Genomic DNA, 17882 nt, shown 5'->3' with positions numbered 1-17882 from the left:
CGGCTCAGCGCAGGGTGTCCGCCCAGTTCGCCGGGACGCGTCCCTCCGGGCCCGGGGCCGGCTGGTTCGCCGGGTGGCTCTCGGGCGGCGCGAGTTCGGGTCCGGACTCGTAGAACTCGTTCGTGTCGTAGTTCCAGAACCAGCCCTCGCCGGGCTCGTAGCTGCGGATCACAGGGTGACCGGTGGCCCGGTGGTGGGCGGTGGCGTGCTTGCCGGGGGAGTCGTCGCAGCAGCCGATGTGGCCGCAGCGGGCGCAGCGCCGCAGATGGAACCACCAGCCGCCGGCCGTGTCGCACTCGGCGCAGCCGGTGCCGCTGGGCGGCACGCTGGGGTCGATTCCGGTGTCACGGGTCATGTCGGCTCCTCGGATGTCGGGTGGTCCTCGGCGGTGAGCGGCGGTCCGGCCGCCATTTCGTCGTCTTCCCCGGCGCTCAGCGGCAGCAGCACCTGGAACCGGGTGTCGCCGGGCACCGAGTCCACACGGAGGGCGCCGTGGTGCTTGTTGACGACGATCCGCCAGGAGATGTCCAGCCCCAGGCCGGTGCCCTGGCCGACTGGCTTGGTGGTGAAGAACGGGTCGAAGATGCGGTCCCGGATCTCCGGCGGCACCCCCGGCCCGGTGTCCCGGAACTCGACCAGCAGCCGGTCGTCGTGGAGCGCGGTCCGCACGGTCAGCGTGCCCTCGCCGCCCGCGCCGTCCATGGCGGACACCGCGTTGTCGATCAGATTGGTCCACACCTGGTTGAGTTCGGCCGGGTAGGCGGGGACCCGCGGCAGCGTACGGTCGTACTCCTTGACGACATCGATACGCGGACCGATCTTGCCCGACAGCATCAGCAGGGTGCTGTCGAGGAGTTCGTGCACATCGGCGACCTGGTAGGGGGCACGGTCCAGCTGGGAGTACTGCTTGGCGGCGTCCACGAGACGGGAGATCCGGGTGGTGGAGTCCGCGATCTCGTCCATCAGCAGCTCCGTCTCCACCGTGTAGTTGAGCCACCCCACGGCACCCGGCAGGATCTCCTCGTCGACGGCCGCCGCGACCTGCTCCAGCCAGTCGACGTCCAGCCCCGCCTGCACGAAGGCGGGGGCCAACTGCGTGCCCTGCTCGACGCCGTGGTCCTCCAGCCAGTCGGTGAGGGCGTCCTCGCGGTCGGCCGCCTGGAGCGGGCTGAGGTCCGGGGCCTTGGCGACCCGCTCGGCCGTACGCTCCTGGATCTCCATCAGGCTGGTCAACTGGTCCCGCGAGAACGGACCCTCGGCGATCAAGGCGAGCTTGCGCCGCATCTTGGCCACCCGCTCCCGTAGCGTCGCGGTGGCCCGGACGGCCGCCGCCGCGGGGTTGTTGAGCTCATGGGTCAGTCCGGCGGACAGCGAGCCGAGTGCCAGCAGCCGCTCACGCTGCCCGACGGCCGCCTGGGTGCTCTTGGACCCGAAGAACAGCCCCTCCAGCAGGTGCACCGCCATCGGGAACCATTCCCGCATGATGTCCGCGAACGCGTCGGCGGGCAGCACGAAGAACCGCGTCGGCTCCGTGACCCGCATCGAGTTGATGTAGACCTGCCGCAGCCGGTCCCCGAGGTAGGCCTGCATGGCGCCCGAGTACACCCCACGCTGCGAGGTTCGGATGACCTCCACGTCGTCTCCGCCGACCCGGCGGGAGAGCACCACCGTGCCCTCGATCATCACGTAGAAGCAGGTGGCCGGCTCGCCCTCGGTGTACACCGGGCCGGCGTCGAACATCTCCACCCGCCCCTCGGCGCACAGCCGGCCCATCTGCTCGGGCCGGAGCTTCTCGAACAGGAACAGCGAGCCGATCTCACCGGGGCTGCACGGCATCCGCCGGCCGCTCACGACTGCTCCAGGTAACGGTGGACGAGCAACACGGCCATGGCTCCCTCTCCGACGGCGGACGCGACCCGCTTGGCGGACTCCGCCCGCGCGTCACCGGCGACGAACACGCCGGGCACGCTGGTCTCCAGGTGGTACGGCGGCCGGTCCAGCTCCCACCCGGGGGGCGGCCGGCCGTCGGCGGTGAGGTCGGGCCCGGACAGGATGAAACCGCGCCCGTCCCGCAGCACCGTGCCGCCCAGCCAGTCGGTCCGCGGCGCCGCGCCGATGAACACGAACATCCACTGGGTGTCGACGAGTTCGGTCTCCCCGGTGGCCGTGTCGCGCAGGGCCAGCTTCTCCAGGTGGCCCGAGCCGTGCGCGGCGTCCACGACGGTGCCCGTGCGCACCGTGATGTTGGGGGCCTCTTCGATCTGCTGGATCAGGTAGTACGACATCGACGCCGCCAGTGACGCCCCGCGCACCAGCAGGGTCACCGACTTCGCGCCCCGGGACAGGTACATCGCGGCCTGCCCGGCGGAGTTGGCGCCGCCGACGATGTAGATGTCCTGCCCCTGGCAGGAGGGCGCCTCGGTCAGCGCCGAGCCGTAGAACACCCCACACCCCGTCAGCTCCTCCACGCCGGGCGCCGGGAGCTGCCGGTAGGACACGCCGGTCGCCAGGATCACGCTGTGCGCGGCGACCGCCGAACCGTCGGAGAACCGCACGATCCGCGCCGCGCCGCAGATCTCCAGGCCGGTCACCTCGCGCGCGGTCAGGATCTCCGCGCCGAACCTCGTCGCCTGCCGGCGGGCCCGGTCGGTGAGCTGGGCGCCGGAGACGCCGTTCGGGAACCCGAGGTAGTTCTCGATCCGGGAGCTCTGCCCCGCCTGCCCGCCGGTCGCCGAGCGCTCCACGAGCACCGTCCGCAGCCCCTCGGAGGCCCCGTAGACGGCCGCGCCGAGCCCCGCCGGGCCGCCACCGACCACCACCAGGTCGTAGAAGTCGGCCGCCGGCGTCGTCGCGAGCCCCACGTGGGCCGCGAGTTCGGCCGGCTCCGGTTCGAGCAGCGGGGTGCCGTCCGGGGTGACCACCAGCGGCAGCCGCTGACCGTCCTGCCCGGCCGCGGCCAGCAGCCGCCTGCCCTCCGGTTCGTCCGAGGAGTACCAGCGATACGGCACCTGGTTGCGGGCCAGGAACTCCCGCACCTGGGAGGACCGCGCCGACCAGCGGTGCCCGACCACCTTCGTGCTCGGCACCGGCCGGTAGTCGCCGGCCCGCCAGACCTGGAGCAGGTCGTCCAGGACCGGGTACAGCTTCTCCTCGGGCGGGTCCCAGGGCTTGAGCAGGTAGTGGTCGAGGTCGACGACGTTGATCGCGTCGATCGCCGCGTCGGTGTCCGCGTACGCGGTCAGCAGAACCCGCCGGGCGCCCGGGTGGATGTCCAGGGCGCGTTCGAGGAACTCGATGCCGTTCATCCGCGGCATGCGGAAGTCGGCCAGGATGACGGCGACGGGGTCGCCGCGCAGCTTCAGCTCGCGCAGCGCGTCCAGCGCGGACTCGCCGGACTCGGCGCGCACGATCCGGTACGACCCGCCGTAGCGCCGCCTGAGGTCCCGGGCGACGGCGCGGGAGACCCCCGGATCGTCGTCCACGGTCATGATGACGGTCCGGGCCTGCTCCACGGCCTGTGTCATCCGGCTGTCACCCCGCGTGCTCGGATCGGCTGCCCGGTGCGCCCCCGTCGTCACCACGCCGGCTCCTGCCCATCGTATGTGCGGCCGTCCCGCTTCGCCCGGGTACGCGGCAGGCGATCGCCCCGGCCGCCCGCTCCGGTGATCGGCCGGTAGGGGAGACTGGCACCGAGAACGGCTCACCACACAGGGAGGCACACGGCATGACGCGCCCGATCACGGCAGGGGTGGACGGATCGGAGGAGAGCCTCGCCGCACTGGCGTGGGCCGCCCGGGAGGCCGAGCGCCGCGGGCTGCCGCTGCGCCTGGTGCGGGCCTGGCGCCACGAGGTGCACGACGCCTTCGACGCGGGCGACCGGGACACCCAGCGCCAGTGGGTGCGCGAGTCGGTCGCCGGGGCCGCCCGGACCGTCACCGAGTGCCATCCCGGCCTGACCGTGACCGCCGACGCCGTGGAGGACGACACCGTGCCGGCCCTGCTCGGCGCCGCGGCGGAGTCGGAGGCGCTGGTGCTCGGCTCACGCGGACGGGGCGCCCTCGTCGGGTTCCTGGTCGGCTCCGTCGGACAGCAGGTGATCGCCGGGACCGAACGGCCCGTCGTCCTGGTGCGCACAGGAGACCGGCCGGCCGCCGAGGCCGCGGGCCGGGAGGTCGTCGTGGGCCAGCAGGGCGCCCCCGAGGACAGCGCCGCGGCCCTGGAGTTCGCGTTCGGGACCGCCGCCGCGCGCGGCGCCGGGGTGCGGGCGGTACGCGCCTGGACGCTGCCGCCGGTGTTCGCCTACAGCCCCGGCTCGCTCAAGCTGCTCGACGAGGCCGGCGGGCTGGAACCGTACGAGCGGAAGGCGCTGGCCGCGGCGCTCCAGCCGTGGCGGGAGCGCTTCCCGGACGTCCCCGTCGTCGAGCACGTAGAGATGGGCAGCGCGGGCCAGGTGCTGCTGGCCGCGGCCGAGCACGCCCAGCTGCTGGTCGTGGGCCGCCGGGCGCGCCGCACCGCGGTGGGCGCGCGGATCGGCTCCGTCGCGAGCGGGATGCTGCACCACGCCGGCTGCCCGGTGGCCGTCGTCCCGCACCCGTGAGTCACCCGGGCGCCGTGTCCGGCGCCCGGCGTGCCCCGGGCAGGACGTTCCTGACGTAGTCCTGCACCGCGGTGTCGAGGCCGATGTCGTGCTGCGCCCGCTCGGACAGGTACCAGCGGTGCTCCAGCAGCTCGTGGTACAGCTCGGCCGGGTCCATGGTGCCGCGTAGCTCGCCCGGCACCGCCCGCACGGTGGGACGGAACACCTCCCGCACCCAGCGGTGCGCCAGCACCTCCGGACGCGCGGCGAGCGAATGCCCGCCGCCCGGCTCCGGCCGGGTGCCGCCCGGCGCGTAGTCGTCCTGGGTGGCCATCCAGCTCTCCAGGTCGGTCAGCAGCCGTCGCGCCTGGTTCTCCTCGGTGTCCAGGCCGGTCAGGCGCAGCAACTGCCGCTGGTGGTGGCCGGCGTCGACGACCTTGGGCACGAAGGTGACCGTGTCGCCGGTGGTGGAGCTCTCGATCTGCATCTCGGCCACGTCGAAGCCGAGGTCGTTGAGCCGTCTGATCCGGCGCTCGATGTAGTGGTACTTGCCCGCCGGGTAGACCGAGGTGCGGGTCAGCTCCTGCCACAGGCCGCGGTAGCGGGCGCAGATCTCGGTGCCGAACTCGACCGGGTCCACCGAGGGGTGCAGCGCCCCGGAGGCCTCCAGGTCCAGCAGCTCGCCGCTGATGTTGACGCGGGCCAGGTCGAGGTCGTACTCCCGCTGTCCGGGGCTCAGCCGCCGGTGCAGCTCGCCGGTCTCGGCGTCCACCAGGTAGGCGGCGTACGCGCCGGCGTCGCGCCGGAACAGCGTGTTGGACAGTGAGCAGTCGCCCCAGGCGAACCCGGCCAGGTGCAGCCGCACCAGCAGGACGGCCAGGGCGTCCATCAGGCGGTGCATGGTGGCCGGGCGCAGGGTGGTCTCGAACATCGAGCGGTACGGCATCGACCCGCCCAGGTGCCGGGTGATCAGCACCGGCTCCAGCGGCTCGCCCGCGCGGTCGGTGCGGCCGGTGACCACGGCCAGCGCGTCCACCGCGGGGATGCCGAGCCGGTCCAGGTCGCGCAGCAGCTCGTACTCGCGCAGCGCGGGCCGTTCGGCGAGTTCCTTGACGGCGACCACCTCGTCGCCGGCGCGGGCGTAGCGCACCACGTGCCGCGAGATGCCGCGCGGCAGCGGCACGAGGTACTCCTCGGGCCACTCCTCCAGTGGTGTCCGCCACGGCAGTTCGAGCAGGAGCGCGGGGTGCTCCGGGTTGGTGGCGCTGATCTGCAGACCCATGGCACGAACCCTAAAGGGCGCGTTCCCGCGCCTGCAGCGCCGCCTGCCGCACCGGACCGCGGAGCACGGGGCCGTGGCCGGGCAGCAGCAGGTCTCCATCGAGGCGTTCGAGCCTGCCCAACGAGGCCAGCGCCTGGGCGCGTTGGTGGTGGAACATGTCGGGCAGCAGTTGCGGGCCGGTCAGGCGTGAGGTGGGGTGGCCGCTCACCAGGGCGTCGCCGGAGACCAGCACGCCGGTGTCGGGGAGGTGGAACACGGTGTGGCCCCGGGTGTGGCCGGGCGTGTGCACGGGCACGGGCCGCCCCGGCAGGTCCAGCGGGCCGGCGGCCGGGAACGGCTCGGGCGCGGCGACCGGGACGTGCGCGGTGCCGCCGAGGCGCAGCGCGTGCACCGCCCAGGGCAGCACACCGGGCCGCCAGCCGTTGCGCAGCACCTGCCTGACGGTCACCTGGTGCAGGAACTCCCGCCGTGCGTGCGGCAGTTCGGTCTCGTGCAGATGCACCGGGGTGCCGTAGGCGCGGCGCAGGTACTCGGCGTTGCCCAGGTGGTCGTTGTGCGCGTGGGTGATCAGTACGGCCGCCACCGCCTGGGGCGAACTCCCCACCGCCGCCAGCGAGTCGAGCAGTTGCTGGCGGTCGCCGGGGTAGCCGGTGTCGATCAGTGTGACGGCGTCGCCCTCGGTCAGGATCACCCAGTTCGTGTTGCCGCCGTGCACCAGATAGGTGCCGTCGGCGACCTGCTGCACGTCCGCGCGCATCGCTCTCCTCGCATCCCGGGCGGCTGTCCGACGGGGCAGCCCACCAGATGCGTCCCAGGGTAGATCGAAGAGCGGACGCGCACAGTTTGTCGGTGCCGTGTACTTGGCATTCGCTCACGTGTGCGACTGTGCGACTCTTGGTCGCGCTTCTTCGTCTCGCGCATGGAAGAGGGGCCCCGTCGTCGGCTGCCACCGCGGCGGGTACGGCACCGGCCGCGCCCGCCATCGTCGACGTACGCAACGGAAGCGGCGCCCCGGGCGAGGCCTCCGCCGCGCTGTCCTACCTGGTCGAGCTCGGCTACACGGCCGGTGCGACCGGCAACGCGGCCGCACAGCCCGCCACCACCGTCGTCTACGGCCCCGGTGCTCAGCAGGCGGCGCAGTGGATCGCCGGTCGGTTCAACGCCGCTGCCCCGGCTGCCAGTTCGGCCGTGCCCGCCGGCCATGTCGTGGTCACCCTGGGCGAGAACTACGCGCTGCCCAGCCAACAGGCGTCGTCACCTGCCGCCGCGGAGTCGAACTCGTCGTCGCCCGCCGACTCGGGCCCCGCTGTGAAGGCGGGCGGGGTGCCGTGCGTCAACTGAGTCGCTGACGCTCCCGTCGAACTCGGCCTGGGCGCAGCACCGTCTGGCATACTTTCCTTATTGCGCAAGTGAAAGAGCGTGGGGGTCTGTTCGTTCCCTCCGTGCACCGACGTTGTTCCGGAGGCGGGGCGGTCACTCCCTCGCAAGGAGGTCTCAGCCATGCCTGTTTCGCCACGGTCTCGCTTCGCCCGGGCCCTCGCCGTCGTGGGGGTGACAGCTCTTGTGGGACTCGCCCCGCCGGCTTTCGGCGCGCCGGCGGCCACGAACGCCGGCACGGGGGCCGTGGCGGAAGCCTTCAAGAAGGGGCCGGTGTACATCGATCCGCGAGCCGCGGGGCAGTTGCCGAAGTCCGCGGCCGACAAGCTCGCGGCGAAGATCGAGGCCGCGGACAAGCCGGTCTTCGTGGCGGTACTGCCCCGGTCCTCCGACTACCCGCAGGCGTCCCTGATGCCGGACCTGCGCTCACTCACCGGCATCAGCGGGGTGTACGCCGTGCGCCTGGGCGAGTTGTTCAACGCCAAGGCGGACCATCAGGTGATGTCGCAGAGCGCCGTCGACAACCTGCGGGGAGCGGTGCAGCGCTCCTACGCCTCGGACGCGGAGGCGCAGTTGAACGCGTTCGTCGACCAGGCCGTCAAGCAGACGAAGGGGCACGCCCCTGCGTCCTGGCAGGACAGTGGTGAGGGCGGCTCCGGCAGCGGCGGGCTGATGGTCGGCGGCCTGCTCGCGGCCGGGGCGGCCGGGGGCGGATATGCGCTGTACCGGCGGGCGAAGAAGCGGCGGGAGGCCGAGCAAAGGGAGTTGGAGGCGCTGCGGGTGGTGGTGGACGAGGACATCACCGCCTTCGGCGAGGAAGTGGACCGACTGGCCTTCTCCCCGTCCGAGCCAGGGGCCACCGACGAGATGCGCAACGACTACTCCCACGCCCTCGACGCCTATGAGCTGGCCAAACAGCAGATGGCCGCTGCGGCCAAGCCTCAGGACGTGCAGCCGGTGACCGCTACGCTGGCCGACGGCCGCTTCGCCCTGGCCACCCTGGCCGCCCGCCGCAATGGAACGCCGCTGCCCGAGCGCCGTGTGCCCTGCTTCTTCGACCCCCGTCACGGCCCCTCGGCCGACGATGTGAACTGGAGCCCGCCCGGCGGCGTGCCGCGGATGGTCCCCGCCTGCGCGGAAGACGCCGCACGGGTCATTCAGGGTGGGCAGCCGATGACGCGGATGGTCGACACCGGCCAGGGCGCCCAGCCGTACTGGAACGCCGGTCCGGCGTACGCGCCGTGGGCGGGCGGCTACTTCGGCGGCGCGGGCGCGGTGGTCGGCGGCCTGCTCGCCGGCACGCTGCTGGGCAGCCTGCTCAGCGCGCCGTCCGCCTTCGCAGGCTCCGGCGATGGCGTCTCGTCCGGCCCCGATCTGCCGGACGGCGGCGAGTTCTCCGGTGCGGACTTCCGAGCCTCCGACTTCGCGGGGGGATTCGACGGTGGTTTCGGGTCGGACGGCGGGGGTGGCTTCGGCGGCGACTGGGGGTGATCTCGCCGGGCGGTGGCCGGACCACTCGCTCCGTGCGCCCAGGTGCCCTCGGGGGCAGGCAATCAATTGCCCGACAGGGCAACAAGGATGAGAGAGCTGGGAGGGGCAGAGCCGTGCCGGACACGACCACGGCCGAGGGTCTGCTGGAAGAACTGGCCAGGGGAGGTCCACTGCCGCCGGAAGAGCAGGTCCGGGTCACCTACCGGCCGGTCGAGGTGTGTGATGGGTCCGGCTGGACCTGGCCGGGCGCCGTCACCGGATGGTGGATCAGCCCTGAGGGGGACACCCTGTGCCGGCTGAGGCTGTCGGGGTGCGCCTCTTCACGCTGGGTGGTCTTCGACTCCGACCGGATCGCCCTGCTGGTCCAGGGCGGCACGTGACACCTTCGTCACTGACATGCAGCGGGTTCCGGCATCGATTTTGCCGGTTGAAACCGGTGTCCGTGGTCAGTCCCGCAGGCGGATGGCAGCAGTTTCGGTCAGCAACCGGGCCAGATCCGCGGGCAGGTCGAGGTGGCGTACGAGCCAGGCGGTGTCATGGCCACGGGAGGCGAAGGCCCACGCGGTGTAAAGGTGGTTGAGGGAGGGCGCACTCGGGCCCAGCAGACGGGGCCGGACCGCTTCCATGGGGAAGCCCTCCAAGGTGCGGGAGGTGAACGACGACACGTCCCTCACCTCCAGAAGGCGGCGCCGCGCTCGCCGGGTGGCCTTGCGATCCGCGCGCAGCGCCGCTGCGAGGGCGAAGGCCGTGACGGCCGCTCCCAGCAGTGCGCCGCCGATGACCGGACGGTATGCCGCCGGGGCGGTGGCCAGGACGGTCATCTCCAGCGCGGTGAGTGTGAGCACGCAGAGGACGGCGGTGCCGGCGCCGTTGCGCGGATGCGGCAGGGCCTTCATCACCAACTGCCCTTCCCTCTTTCCGTGTTCCATCGTCGCACCGAGGGCTGCTCGTTGTTCCGGTCCCTGATCCGTGGGCGGGCGGTACTTGAGAGCGGGCCGACGGCAGGGCCGGTCCCGCTTGAAATCCCCGTGGGCCGCTGCCGGTGCAGAGCGCGCACCGATGAGCGGAAGATGATGGAAGTGCGCTCCAGTGCGCTCTTCGGCGCGCTGGAGCGCAGAGGACGGGACGACGAGGCGCCTCCTGCTGCCGTCCAGCAGCATAGCCCCCTACTTGCGTGCTCGCGCAAGTAGGGGCTCTAGGGTTCTCGCTTGTGACTCAATCCTCCTCGCACCTCGGCACGACGGCCGAGGCCTATGACGCCATCGCCGTCCGCTATGCCGACCTCGTCCGCGACGAGCTCGACGCCCTTCCGCTGGACCGCGCGGTGATCGCCGCGTTCGCCGAACTCGCCCGGACCACCGGACCCGGGCCCGTCGCCGAGCTGGGATGCGGCCCTGGACGGGTGACCGCGCACCTGCGGAACCTGGGGCTGGAGGTCTTCGGCGTCGACCTGTCCCCGGTGATGATCGACCTCGCCCGCGATGCCTACCCAGACCTGCGGTTCGAGGTCGGTTCCATGGACGCCCTCGACCTGGCCGACGGCACGCTGCGAGGCATCGTGGCCTGGTATTCGGTCATCCACACCCCTCCGCGGGACATCCCCTCGTACTTCGCCGAGTTCCGGCGGGTGCTCGCGCCCGGCGGCCACCTCCTGCTCGGCTTCTTCGAGTCGGAGGGCGGGCCGGTCACGCCGTTCGACCACAAGGTGACGACGGCCTACCGGTGGCCGATCGACGACCTCGCGGACCTGGCCGGCGACGCCGGCTTCGCCGAGGTCGGCCGGATGCTGCGCGAGCCCCGCGAAGGGGAGCGGTTCCGCCGGGGCCACCTGCTGATGAGCACGGCTGAGCACCTCGGATGACCGGCGGCCGGCTTCGGCGGGCCCGGCGGCCTGCCAAAGCCGGTTGAGATGCCGCCCCGCCTTGCGGAAGGGTCTGCGGCATGGAGTTCTTCTGCTACCACCGTGACCGGCCCGGCTCCCTGGCGTTGCGCCACGAGAAGCTGGAGGAGCACTGGTCCTACATGGACCGGTACGCGAAGGAGATGATCGCCCGCGGCCCGACGTTCGCCGACGACGGTGAGACACTCACCGGCAGCGTGCACATCCTCGGCCTGCCGGATCCCGCCGCCGCCCGCGCGTTCGCCTTCGACGAGCCCAACCACCAGGCCGGCGTCTACCGGGACGTACTGCTGCTCCGGTGGCGCAACGCGCTCGGCCGCACGATGTGGGACTTCCCCGGCGGCCGGGACGGCGGCGACCGCTACCTCGTGCTCGGCCTCGGCACGGATCAGGCCGCCGATGCCCCGACCGCACCGACCGACCGGGACGAGCTGATCGCGTACGGACCGTTGCTGTCCGACGACGGAGCCGCCTGGCTGGGCACGGCGGCCCTGGTCCGGGCGCCGGACCCGGACACGGCACGGGCCGTCCTGGCCCCGGCCCGGTACGCGGACGTCGAGGTCCACACCTGGCGGTTCGGCGGCCGGCCGTCCTGACCAGGAGAGGAACCGAGCCGACGGCTCGACTGCGCTGATTGTCCCTGCGGCCACGACGTGCGCCCCGCCCCGTTACGGGTACTCGGGAAAGCCATCGCGGAGCCGCAGGCACGATCCGTCAGGAGCAGTGATGGCTGACTTCGGGTACTTTCTGTCGTCCGAGGAGCACAACCCCGCGGAGCTCGTCGAGCAGGCCAGGATGGCCGAGCAGGCCGGTTTCACTTCCTTGTGGATTTCGGACCACTACCACCCGTGGAACGACCGCCAGGGACAGAGCCCGTTCGTGTGGTCGGTGGTGGGCGCCCTCTCGCAGGCCGTCTCCCTGCCGGTGGAGACGGCGGTGACCTGCCCGCTGGTGCGCAACCATCCCGTCGTGATCGCGCAGGCGGCCGCCACCAGCGCCGTACAGCTCGGTGGCCGGTTCCGGCTGGGAGTCGGCACCGGCGAGGCGCTCAACGAACACATCCTGGGCGGCCCGTGGCCAGAGGCGTCGGTACGTCTGGAAATGCTGGAGGAGGCGCTCCAGATCATCCGGAAACTGTTCACCGGCGAGCAGACCAGCCATCGCGGCAGGCACTACACCGTGGAGAATGCCCGCCTGTACACCTTGCCCGAGCAGCCGGTGCCCATCGACGTCTCCGCCTTCGGCCCGCAGGCGGCCGAGGCCGCCGCGCGGATCGGGGACGGGCTGATCACGATGATGCCCGACATCGCCCTCGTCGAGCGCTTCCGGCGCGGTGGCGGCGGCACCCACCCGGTGTACGGCGGGCTCAAGGTGTGCTGGGGCACGGACCAGCGGGAGGCGGTCCGCACCGCGCACCGTCTCTGGGCCACCGAACAGCTCCCCGGGGAACTCACGCAGATCCTGTCCACCCCACGCCACTTCGAGCAGGCGTCCCAACTGGTCACCGAGGACCAGGTGGCGGCCGCCGTACCGTGCGGCGACGATCCGGACGTCCACATCGAGGCGCTGAACGCGTACGTCGATGCCGGATTCGACGCGGTGCACGTCAGCCAGATCGGCAAGGACCAGCAGGGCTTCTTCGACTTCTACCGCACCAAGGTCCTTCCGCGGCTGCGCGACTGACCGGCGGACAAGAGGTGGCGGACGCGGTGCCCGGGCCCGGAGACCGGGGGAGGCGGCAGGGCGGTTGCGCGCTCATCGTGATCGACATGATCAACACGTACGACCACGAGGACGCCGAGCTGCTCGTCCCTTCCGCCCGCCGGGTGGTTCCCGTCGTGGCGCACCTGATCGGGCGGGCCCGCGCCGCGGACGTGCCGGTGATCTACGCCAACGACAACTTCGGGCTGTGGCGCTCCCACCACGGAGAGCTGGTGGAGACCGCGTTGGCCCGGTCGCACGCCGAACTGGTCGAGCCGATACGGCCCGACGACGACTCGCTGTTCGTGGTCAAGGCCCGCCACTCCGTCTTCCACGAGACGCCCATGTCCTATCTGCTGTGGCAACTGGAGGTCGGGAACGTGGTGTTGTGCGGTCAGGTCACCGAGCAGTGCGTCCTCTACTCAGCCCTGGACGCGCACATCCGCCATCTGTCGGTCACGGTGCCGAGGGACGCCGTCGCGTCCATCCATCCCCATCTCGAGGCGGCCGCCCTGGAGATGATGGAGCGCAACATGGGCGCCAGGATCGTCACGGCAGGCGAAGTGGACTTCACGGCACCATGACGCCGCCGCGTCCGACGCGCGTTCAGGACTGGGCGGCGAGCGCGGCACACAGCACCGCGATGCCGAGGGCGAGCCAGGCCAGATAGTCGCCCAGGCGTCCCGAATGCAGGCGGCGCAGCGCCCGGACGGCCCGGGCGGCGGGGTGCCGCTCGGACAGCCGCGGCGCGCGCTGGTGGACGGCGGCGACGGCGAGCGCGACGGCGATGCCCGTGGACAGCAGCCCGAGTGCCACGCCGGTGGCGGTCCAGGCGGCGGCCGGTGCGCGGCCGGCGGGCGCCGCGCCCTGGTGGGTGAGGACGGCGGCGGCATAGCGGGCGCGGTCGGTGAAGACGGCGGCTCCGGGCGCGAGGGCGGAGCCGATCACGGGTACGCAGCCCAGCGTCGCGGCGAGCGCGAGGAGGGCGGCGGGGACGAGGGTCATGGCCGGCGGCAGGGTGCGCCGCGGGGCCCGGATCTCGGGTTCCTCGCCCTCGCCGGTGGTCTCCTGTTCGCCGGGCCGGCTGAGCGGTACCGGGCCGGTGCCCCAGAAGACCCGCAGGCCCGCGCGGAGCACGGCGGCGCCGGTGACCGCGGAGGCGGCGACGAACACGGCGGGCAGCCACGGCTGCCAGTGTCCCGCGGCGTCCTCGGTGAGCGCTTTGCCCAGGCCGGTGCCGAACGGCGGCAGCCCGGCCACGGCGAGGGCCCCGGCCGCGAACAGCACACCCACCGGACGCAGGGCACGGGCCCTGCCGTGCAGACCGTGTTCGTCGACCGAGCCGTAGCGGTCCAGCAGTACCCCGGTCAGCCCGAACAGCGCCGCCTTGACGCAGCCGTGGGCGGCGACGTACAGCGCGGTTCCGGCCACCCCGTCCGGGGTGAGCAGGGCGACGCCGATGGTGAACAGGCCGACATGGCTGACGGTGGAGAACGCCAGGAGGCGCTTGAGGTGCCGCTGCTGCCAGCACATCACGGCGCCGACCAGCGCGGTGAGCACGCCCAGGGCCACGAAGACCGACCGGAACGCCTGGTGGGGCAGGCCGCCGGGGCCGGCGAAGACGGTCCAGTACACGCGGGCGATGCCATAGACACCGAGTTCGACCATGACGCCGGACATCAGCATGCACACCGGGGTGGGGGCGACCGCGTGGGCGTCCGGCAGCCAGAAGTGGAACGGCACCGCCGCGGCCTTCACCAGCAGGGCGGTGGCGACGAGGACGAAGGCGACGACGGTCAGCATGTCGGTGGGGTGGCCGGCCAGCCGCTCGCCGAGGCGGGCGAGGTTCAGCTCGCCGGTGCGGGCGTAGAGGAGGCCGATGCCGAGCAGGGAGCAGTAGGCGGCGAAGGACGTGACGACGCCGAAGGTGAGGGCGCCTTGGAGGGGGCGGGGATCCTCGATGTGGTAGCCGGTCAGCGCGTACGCGGCCGCTCCCATGAGCTCGAAGAAGACGAAGGCGTTGAACAGGTCGCCGGTGAGCGCGAAGCCGGCCATGCCGGCCTCGAACAGCAGGATCAGGGCGGGGAAGATCCCCGCGTGATGGCCCTTGGGCTCGTCGAAGTACCGCCACGAGTAGACGAGGACGGCCAGTACGAGCACGGCGACCAGCAGAGCCAGCCCGACGCCGATCCGGTCGGCGGCGAGGACGATGCCGAGCCGGGCCGGCCAGCCGCCCAGGTCCGAGGTGGCGAGCCCGCCGCCGCGCCCCCACAGCAGGGCGAGGCAGACCACCTCGGCGGCGGCGGCCGCGGTCGCCAGGACGTCGCAGCCGAGGCGGGGCAGGGCGCGGCCGGCGACGGCGAGGAGGGTGGAGCCGAGCAGGGGGATCGCCACGGCCAGGGGCAGGAGGTCGGCTGCGGTCATCAGATCTCCTTCGTGGATACCCCGGCCTTCAGGCCGGGGAGGAAACGAACCCCTGCGGAGCAGGGCAGGGAAAGCCGGTTCGCCGTCAGGTGGACCGGCATCTCACCCTCAACTGCCCTGCTCACGAACTGATTGTGTAAAAATGTGAGCTGTGACCACTCACGTGAAGCGGGCATACAAGTACCGCTTCTATCCGACGGATGCGCAGGCGGCGGAGCTGTCGCGCACCTTCGGCTGCGTGCGGAAGGTCTACAACCTGGCACTTCAGGCCCGGACCGAGGCATGGGTACTGCGTCAGGAACGAATCAACTACAACGCCACCTCGGCCATGCTGACGGCGTGGAGGAAGACCGAGGAACTGGCGTACCTGGGCGACGTTTCGTCTGTTCCCCTTCAGCAGGCCCTGCGGCACTTGCAGACAGCCTTCACTCACTTCTTCGGAAAGCGAGCGAAGTACCCGCGCTTCAAGTCGAAGAAGAAGTCGCGGAAGTCCGCCGAGTACACCACCAGTGCGTTCCGCTTCCGTGACGGGAAGCTGACCCTGGCGATGATGGCGGAGCCTCTGGACGTCGTGTGGTCGCGCCCTCTGCCGGAGGGTGCGCAGCCGTCGACCGTGACCGTGTCGCGGGATGCGGCCGGACGCTGGTTCGTCTCGATGCTGGTCGAAGACCAGACCGTCAAGCCGCTCTCTGCTGCTGGTGCGGCGGTCGGCGTGGACGCCGGCCTGGATCACCTGCTGACTCTCTCGACCGGGGAGAAGGTTGCCAACCCTCGGCACGAGCGTCGGGACCGGGCCCGCCTGGCCCGCGCCCAGCGGGAGCTGTCCCGGAAGGTCAAGGGCTCGGCCAACCGTGCCAAGGCCCGTCTGAAGGTCGCCCGTATCCACACGCGGATCGCCGACCGGCGCCGGGACGGGCTCCACAAGCTCACCACCCGACTCGTTCGTGAGAACCAAACGATCGTGATCGAGGACCTGACCGTCCGCAATCTGCTGAAGAACGGCAGGCTCGCCCGCGCCATCAGCGATGCATCGTGGACGGAACTCCGATCGATGCTGGAGTACAAGGCCCAGTGGTACGGCCGCGAAGTGATCGCGGTCGACCGCTGGTTCCCGTCCTCCAAGCTGTGCTCGAACTGCGGCATCCTGCAGAGCACGATGCCCCTGCATGTCCGCACCTGGACGTGCGACTGCGGCACAACCCACGACCGGGACGTGAACGCAGCGAAGAACCTCTTGGCCGCCGGGCTGGCGGTGTCGGCCTGTGGAGCCGGTGTAAGACCTCAACGGAGCACTCCGGACGGGCAACTGGCTGTGAAGCAGGAAACCCAGCGGGCGACCGCTGGAACCTCTCGCCCTTAGGCGGGAGAGGAAGCCAAGGTCACCCTTTGAGGCCGGTGAGGGCCTGCGGGTCGACGGTGTGGTGGCGCTTGCGCAACTGGATGGTCAGCGCGAGCAGCAGCGCGGTGACGGTCGCGCCGACGACGACGTCCGTCAGCGCGAGTGCCTGGACGACCGGATCGACGACGGGGCGGGAGCCGGGGGTGACGTCGGAGTAGACGGGGGCGGTCGCGCCGCGGCGGTAGCCGACGGCCAGGAGCAGCAGATAGGTGGAGGACTGGGCGACGGCGAGGCAGCCGATGGCGTGGATGAGGTCGCGGCTGGTGACCAGCCCGTAGAGGGCGATGAGCAGGACCCATCCGGCGGCGAGGTAGGGCCAGATCCCCACTAGCGGTCTCCCTTGTCGTCGGTGTTCCCGGCGTGGGCGGTGCCGGTGTCCTGGTCGGGGTCGGTGAGTTCGACGGCCTGATCGAGGAAGTGGGCGAGCAGGGCGATCAGCCCGGAGGCGACCTCGACGCCGACCGCGGCGTTGAGCACCGGGACGGTGCCGCCGGAGGTGATCCGGTTGAACGTGCCCAGCGGCAGCACGTTCTTCAGGAACGCGCCGCCCGCGACCAGGCCGGCCAGGCCGACGAGGCTGAAGGACGCGGCGGCCAGCGAGTCCGTCACGTCCAGGACGGCCAGCGGCCGCAGCCGCTTCAGAGCGCGGTAGTCGGCGGCGACGTAGGCCAGGTGCAGGGCGGTGGCCAGCACGACGCCGCCCTGGAAGCCGCCGCCGGGGCTGAGTTGGCCGTGCGCGACGATGTAGACGCCCACAACCAGGGTGACCGGCAGCAGCAGGGTGCCGAACAGGCGGGTGCTGGGCATGACGTACTGGGAGCCGGCGCGCCGGTGGCGTTCGTCGCGGGCCCGGCGCAGCAGCAGCGTGGCCCCGAGGACGGTGCCGAAGAGGATGGACTCCTCGCCGAGGGTGTCGAAGGCGCGGATGTCGAAGTTCACGGACGAGACGACGTTGGCCGTGCGGTGGGCGAGCGCCGCCGCCACCGCCCGGTCACCGTAGGGGTGGTGGGCCGAACCGAACGGCGGGAGCCGGGCACAGGCGGCGGCGAAGAAGGCGGCGATCGCCGCGGCGGCGACCAGGAACACGACCATCCGGGCGCGCGCCGTCATTCCCGCTCCTCGCCGTCGCCCTCGGTGGTGCGGTCGTCGGGGCCGCTGGGCCGGCGGGTGACCTTGCGGACGGTGAGGAGGATCAGCAGCGGGGTCAGCGCGGTGCCGACGGCCAGCTGGGACAGGGCCACGTCGGGTGCCTGAAGCACCGCGAACAGCACCGCCAGGCCCAGGCCCAGCGCGGACAGGACGACGGCCTGGCGGGCCGGGTCCCGGGTGAGGACCGCCGCGGTCGCGGCGAGGACGACGAACGCGAGGGCGGCGCCGATCAGCCACTCGTTCACGCGCCCTCCCCCTCCTCGGCCTGCTGTGAGGCGCGGCCGACGGCGATGGTGGTGACCGTCCCCCCGACGGCGAAGACCAGACCGATGAACAGCGTCTTGACCGCGGCCCGGCCCGCGCCCTGGTCGACGGCCACGGCCAGGGCGATCAGCGGGATCCCCGCGCAGGAGGGCGGGGCCAGGGCGTGCAGGCGCATCAGCGTTTCGCGCAGCCGCAGCACCGCGACGGCGGAGAGCAGCATGCACCCCACCCCGGCCCACAACAGCACGAGCACGGTCACATGGCGCGGCGTCATTCGGAACTCCCTGGCGCCCTCCCGGCCGCGTGCCGGCCGGCCGAG

The 17882-nt window shown here is 72.1% G+C and carries 20 protein-coding genes; 9 read left to right on the top strand and 11 right to left on the bottom strand.

What is annotated here, in order from left to right; translation table 11 throughout:
• Positions 1 to 4: 4 nt before the first annotated feature.
• From ACWEK3_RS11535 to ACWEK3_RS11525, 3 genes are read right to left on the bottom strand one after another with little or no spacing between them, the layout of a single operon-like run.
• Entirely contained in the window at positions 5 to 355 is a 351-nt protein-coding gene (locus ACWEK3_RS11535; RefSeq protein WP_361410683.1) for a UBP-type zinc finger domain-containing protein, read from the bottom strand.
• The gene (locus ACWEK3_RS11530; protein ID WP_453249573.1) at positions 352 to 1851 is read right to left on the bottom strand and encodes an ATP-binding protein; all 1500 of its coding nucleotides are present in this window, start codon (positions 1849 to 1851) and stop codon (positions 352 to 354) included. The genes ACWEK3_RS11535 and ACWEK3_RS11530 overlap by 4 nt, the downstream gene beginning before the upstream one ends.
• Positions 1848 to 3524 (bottom strand): FAD-dependent oxidoreductase, encoded by a 1677-nt coding sequence (locus ACWEK3_RS11525; RefSeq protein WP_390727778.1) that lies wholly within the window; start codon positions 3522 to 3524, stop codon positions 1848 to 1850. The genes ACWEK3_RS11530 and ACWEK3_RS11525 overlap by 4 nt, the downstream gene beginning before the upstream one ends.
• 200 nt (positions 3525 to 3724) lie before the next feature.
• Here ACWEK3_RS11525 and ACWEK3_RS11520 point away from each other — a divergent pair, with 200 nt between their 5' ends.
• Positions 3725 to 4597, top strand: coding sequence for a universal stress protein (locus ACWEK3_RS11520; protein ID WP_450542720.1), 873 nt, complete (start codon positions 3725 to 3727; stop codon positions 4595 to 4597).
• Between the two features lies 1 nt (position 4598).
• Here ACWEK3_RS11520 and ACWEK3_RS11515 read toward each other — a convergent pair whose 3' ends face one another.
• Entirely contained in the window at positions 4599 to 5858 is a 1260-nt protein-coding gene (locus ACWEK3_RS11515) for a DUF4032 domain-containing protein (RefSeq protein ID WP_384427533.1), read from the bottom strand.
• A gap of 10 nt (positions 5859 to 5868) precedes the next feature.
• Positions 5869 to 6615 carry an MBL fold metallo-hydrolase gene (locus ACWEK3_RS11510; protein WP_450542722.1) on the bottom strand — a complete coding sequence of 249 codons (747 nt, stop codon included), beginning with the start codon at positions 6613 to 6615 and terminating at the stop codon, positions 5869 to 5871.
• A 137-nt stretch (positions 6616 to 6752) separates the two neighbouring features.
• On the opposite strand from ACWEK3_RS11510, the gene ACWEK3_RS11505 reads away from it, so the two are divergent.
• The 3 genes from ACWEK3_RS11505 to ACWEK3_RS11495 all read left to right on the top strand — a co-directional run bounded on the left by ACWEK3_RS11505 (position 6753) and on the right by ACWEK3_RS11495 (position 9106).
• Positions 6753 to 7199 carry a LytR C-terminal domain-containing protein gene (locus ACWEK3_RS11505; RefSeq protein WP_453249572.1) on the top strand — a complete coding sequence of 149 codons (447 nt, stop codon included), beginning with the start codon at positions 6753 to 6755 and terminating at the stop codon, positions 7197 to 7199.
• A gap of 159 nt (positions 7200 to 7358) precedes the next feature.
• Positions 7359 to 8726 (top strand): hypothetical protein, encoded by a 1368-nt coding sequence (locus ACWEK3_RS11500; protein ID WP_453249571.1) that lies wholly within the window; start codon positions 7359 to 7361, stop codon positions 8724 to 8726.
• A gap of 113 nt (positions 8727 to 8839) precedes the next feature.
• Positions 8840 to 9106: a hypothetical protein gene (locus ACWEK3_RS11495; RefSeq protein WP_453249570.1), complete on the top strand. Its 267-nt coding sequence runs from the start codon at positions 8840 to 8842 to the stop codon at positions 9104 to 9106.
• Between the two features lie 66 nt (positions 9107 to 9172).
• Here the strand turns inward: ACWEK3_RS11495 and ACWEK3_RS11490 are convergent, their stop codons facing one another.
• Positions 9173 to 9655 (bottom strand): hypothetical protein, encoded by a 483-nt coding sequence (locus ACWEK3_RS11490; protein ID WP_453249569.1) that lies wholly within the window; start codon positions 9653 to 9655, stop codon positions 9173 to 9175.
• A 281-nt stretch (positions 9656 to 9936) separates the two neighbouring features.
• On the opposite strand from ACWEK3_RS11490, the gene ACWEK3_RS11485 reads away from it, so the two are divergent.
• The 4 genes from ACWEK3_RS11485 to ACWEK3_RS11470 all read left to right on the top strand — a co-directional run bounded on the left by ACWEK3_RS11485 (position 9937) and on the right by ACWEK3_RS11470 (position 12911).
• The gene (locus ACWEK3_RS11485; RefSeq protein WP_453249568.1) at positions 9937 to 10587 is read left to right on the top strand and encodes a class I SAM-dependent methyltransferase; all 651 of its coding nucleotides are present in this window, start codon (positions 9937 to 9939) and stop codon (positions 10585 to 10587) included.
• A gap of 80 nt (positions 10588 to 10667) precedes the next feature.
• Complete coding sequence (locus tag ACWEK3_RS11480) at positions 10668 to 11222, top strand: YciI family protein (RefSeq protein ID WP_450542733.1); 555 nt, start codon at positions 10668 to 10670, stop codon at positions 11220 to 11222.
• Positions 11223 to 11352: 130 nt separating this feature from the next.
• A complete protein-coding gene (locus ACWEK3_RS11475) occupies positions 11353 to 12309 on the top strand; it encodes an LLM class F420-dependent oxidoreductase (protein ID WP_453249567.1) in 957 nt (318 codons plus the stop codon).
• Positions 12310 to 12335: 26 nt separating this feature from the next.
• Positions 12336 to 12911 (top strand): cysteine hydrolase family protein, encoded by a 576-nt coding sequence (locus ACWEK3_RS11470; RefSeq protein ID WP_390875713.1) that lies wholly within the window; start codon positions 12336 to 12338, stop codon positions 12909 to 12911.
• A gap of 22 nt (positions 12912 to 12933) precedes the next feature.
• Here the strand turns inward: ACWEK3_RS11470 and ACWEK3_RS11465 are convergent, their stop codons facing one another.
• A complete protein-coding gene (locus ACWEK3_RS11465; protein WP_453249566.1) occupies positions 12934 to 14751 on the bottom strand; it encodes a complex I subunit 5 family protein in 1818 nt (605 codons plus the stop codon).
• Positions 14752 to 14902: 151 nt separating this feature from the next.
• On the opposite strand from ACWEK3_RS11465, the gene ACWEK3_RS11460 reads away from it, so the two are divergent.
• The gene (locus ACWEK3_RS11460; RefSeq protein WP_453249565.1) at positions 14903 to 16111 is read left to right on the top strand and encodes an RNA-guided endonuclease InsQ/TnpB family protein; all 1209 of its coding nucleotides are present in this window, start codon (positions 14903 to 14905) and stop codon (positions 16109 to 16111) included.
• Positions 16112 to 16130: 19 nt separating this feature from the next.
• Here ACWEK3_RS11460 and ACWEK3_RS11455 read toward each other — a convergent pair whose 3' ends face one another.
• Genes ACWEK3_RS11455 through ACWEK3_RS11440 form a run of 4 tightly spaced genes read right to left on the bottom strand, consistent with a single transcriptional unit; the run spans position 16131 to position 17837 of the window.
• The gene (locus ACWEK3_RS11455) at positions 16131 to 16478 is read right to left on the bottom strand and encodes a sodium:proton antiporter (protein ID WP_225079270.1); all 348 of its coding nucleotides are present in this window, start codon (positions 16476 to 16478) and stop codon (positions 16131 to 16133) included.
• The gene (locus tag ACWEK3_RS11450) at positions 16478 to 17260 is read right to left on the bottom strand and encodes an MnhB domain-containing protein (protein WP_450542741.1); all 783 of its coding nucleotides are present in this window, start codon (positions 17258 to 17260) and stop codon (positions 16478 to 16480) included. Before ACWEK3_RS11450 ends, ACWEK3_RS11455 begins: the two co-directional genes overlap by 1 nt.
• Entirely contained in the window at positions 17257 to 17544 is a 288-nt protein-coding gene (locus ACWEK3_RS11445) for a Na(+)/H(+) antiporter subunit B (protein WP_453249564.1), read from the bottom strand. The genes ACWEK3_RS11450 and ACWEK3_RS11445 overlap by 4 nt, the downstream gene beginning before the upstream one ends.
• Positions 17541 to 17837 carry a cation:proton antiporter gene (locus ACWEK3_RS11440; protein ID WP_450542744.1) on the bottom strand — a complete coding sequence of 99 codons (297 nt, stop codon included), beginning with the start codon at positions 17835 to 17837 and terminating at the stop codon, positions 17541 to 17543. The genes ACWEK3_RS11445 and ACWEK3_RS11440 overlap by 4 nt, the downstream gene beginning before the upstream one ends.
• Positions 17838 to 17882: the final 45 nt, after the last annotated feature.

The sequence above is a fragment of the Streptomyces sp. NPDC004721 genome (assembly GCF_053601495.1).
This window is presented reverse-complemented; position numbering and strand designations above follow the sequence as displayed.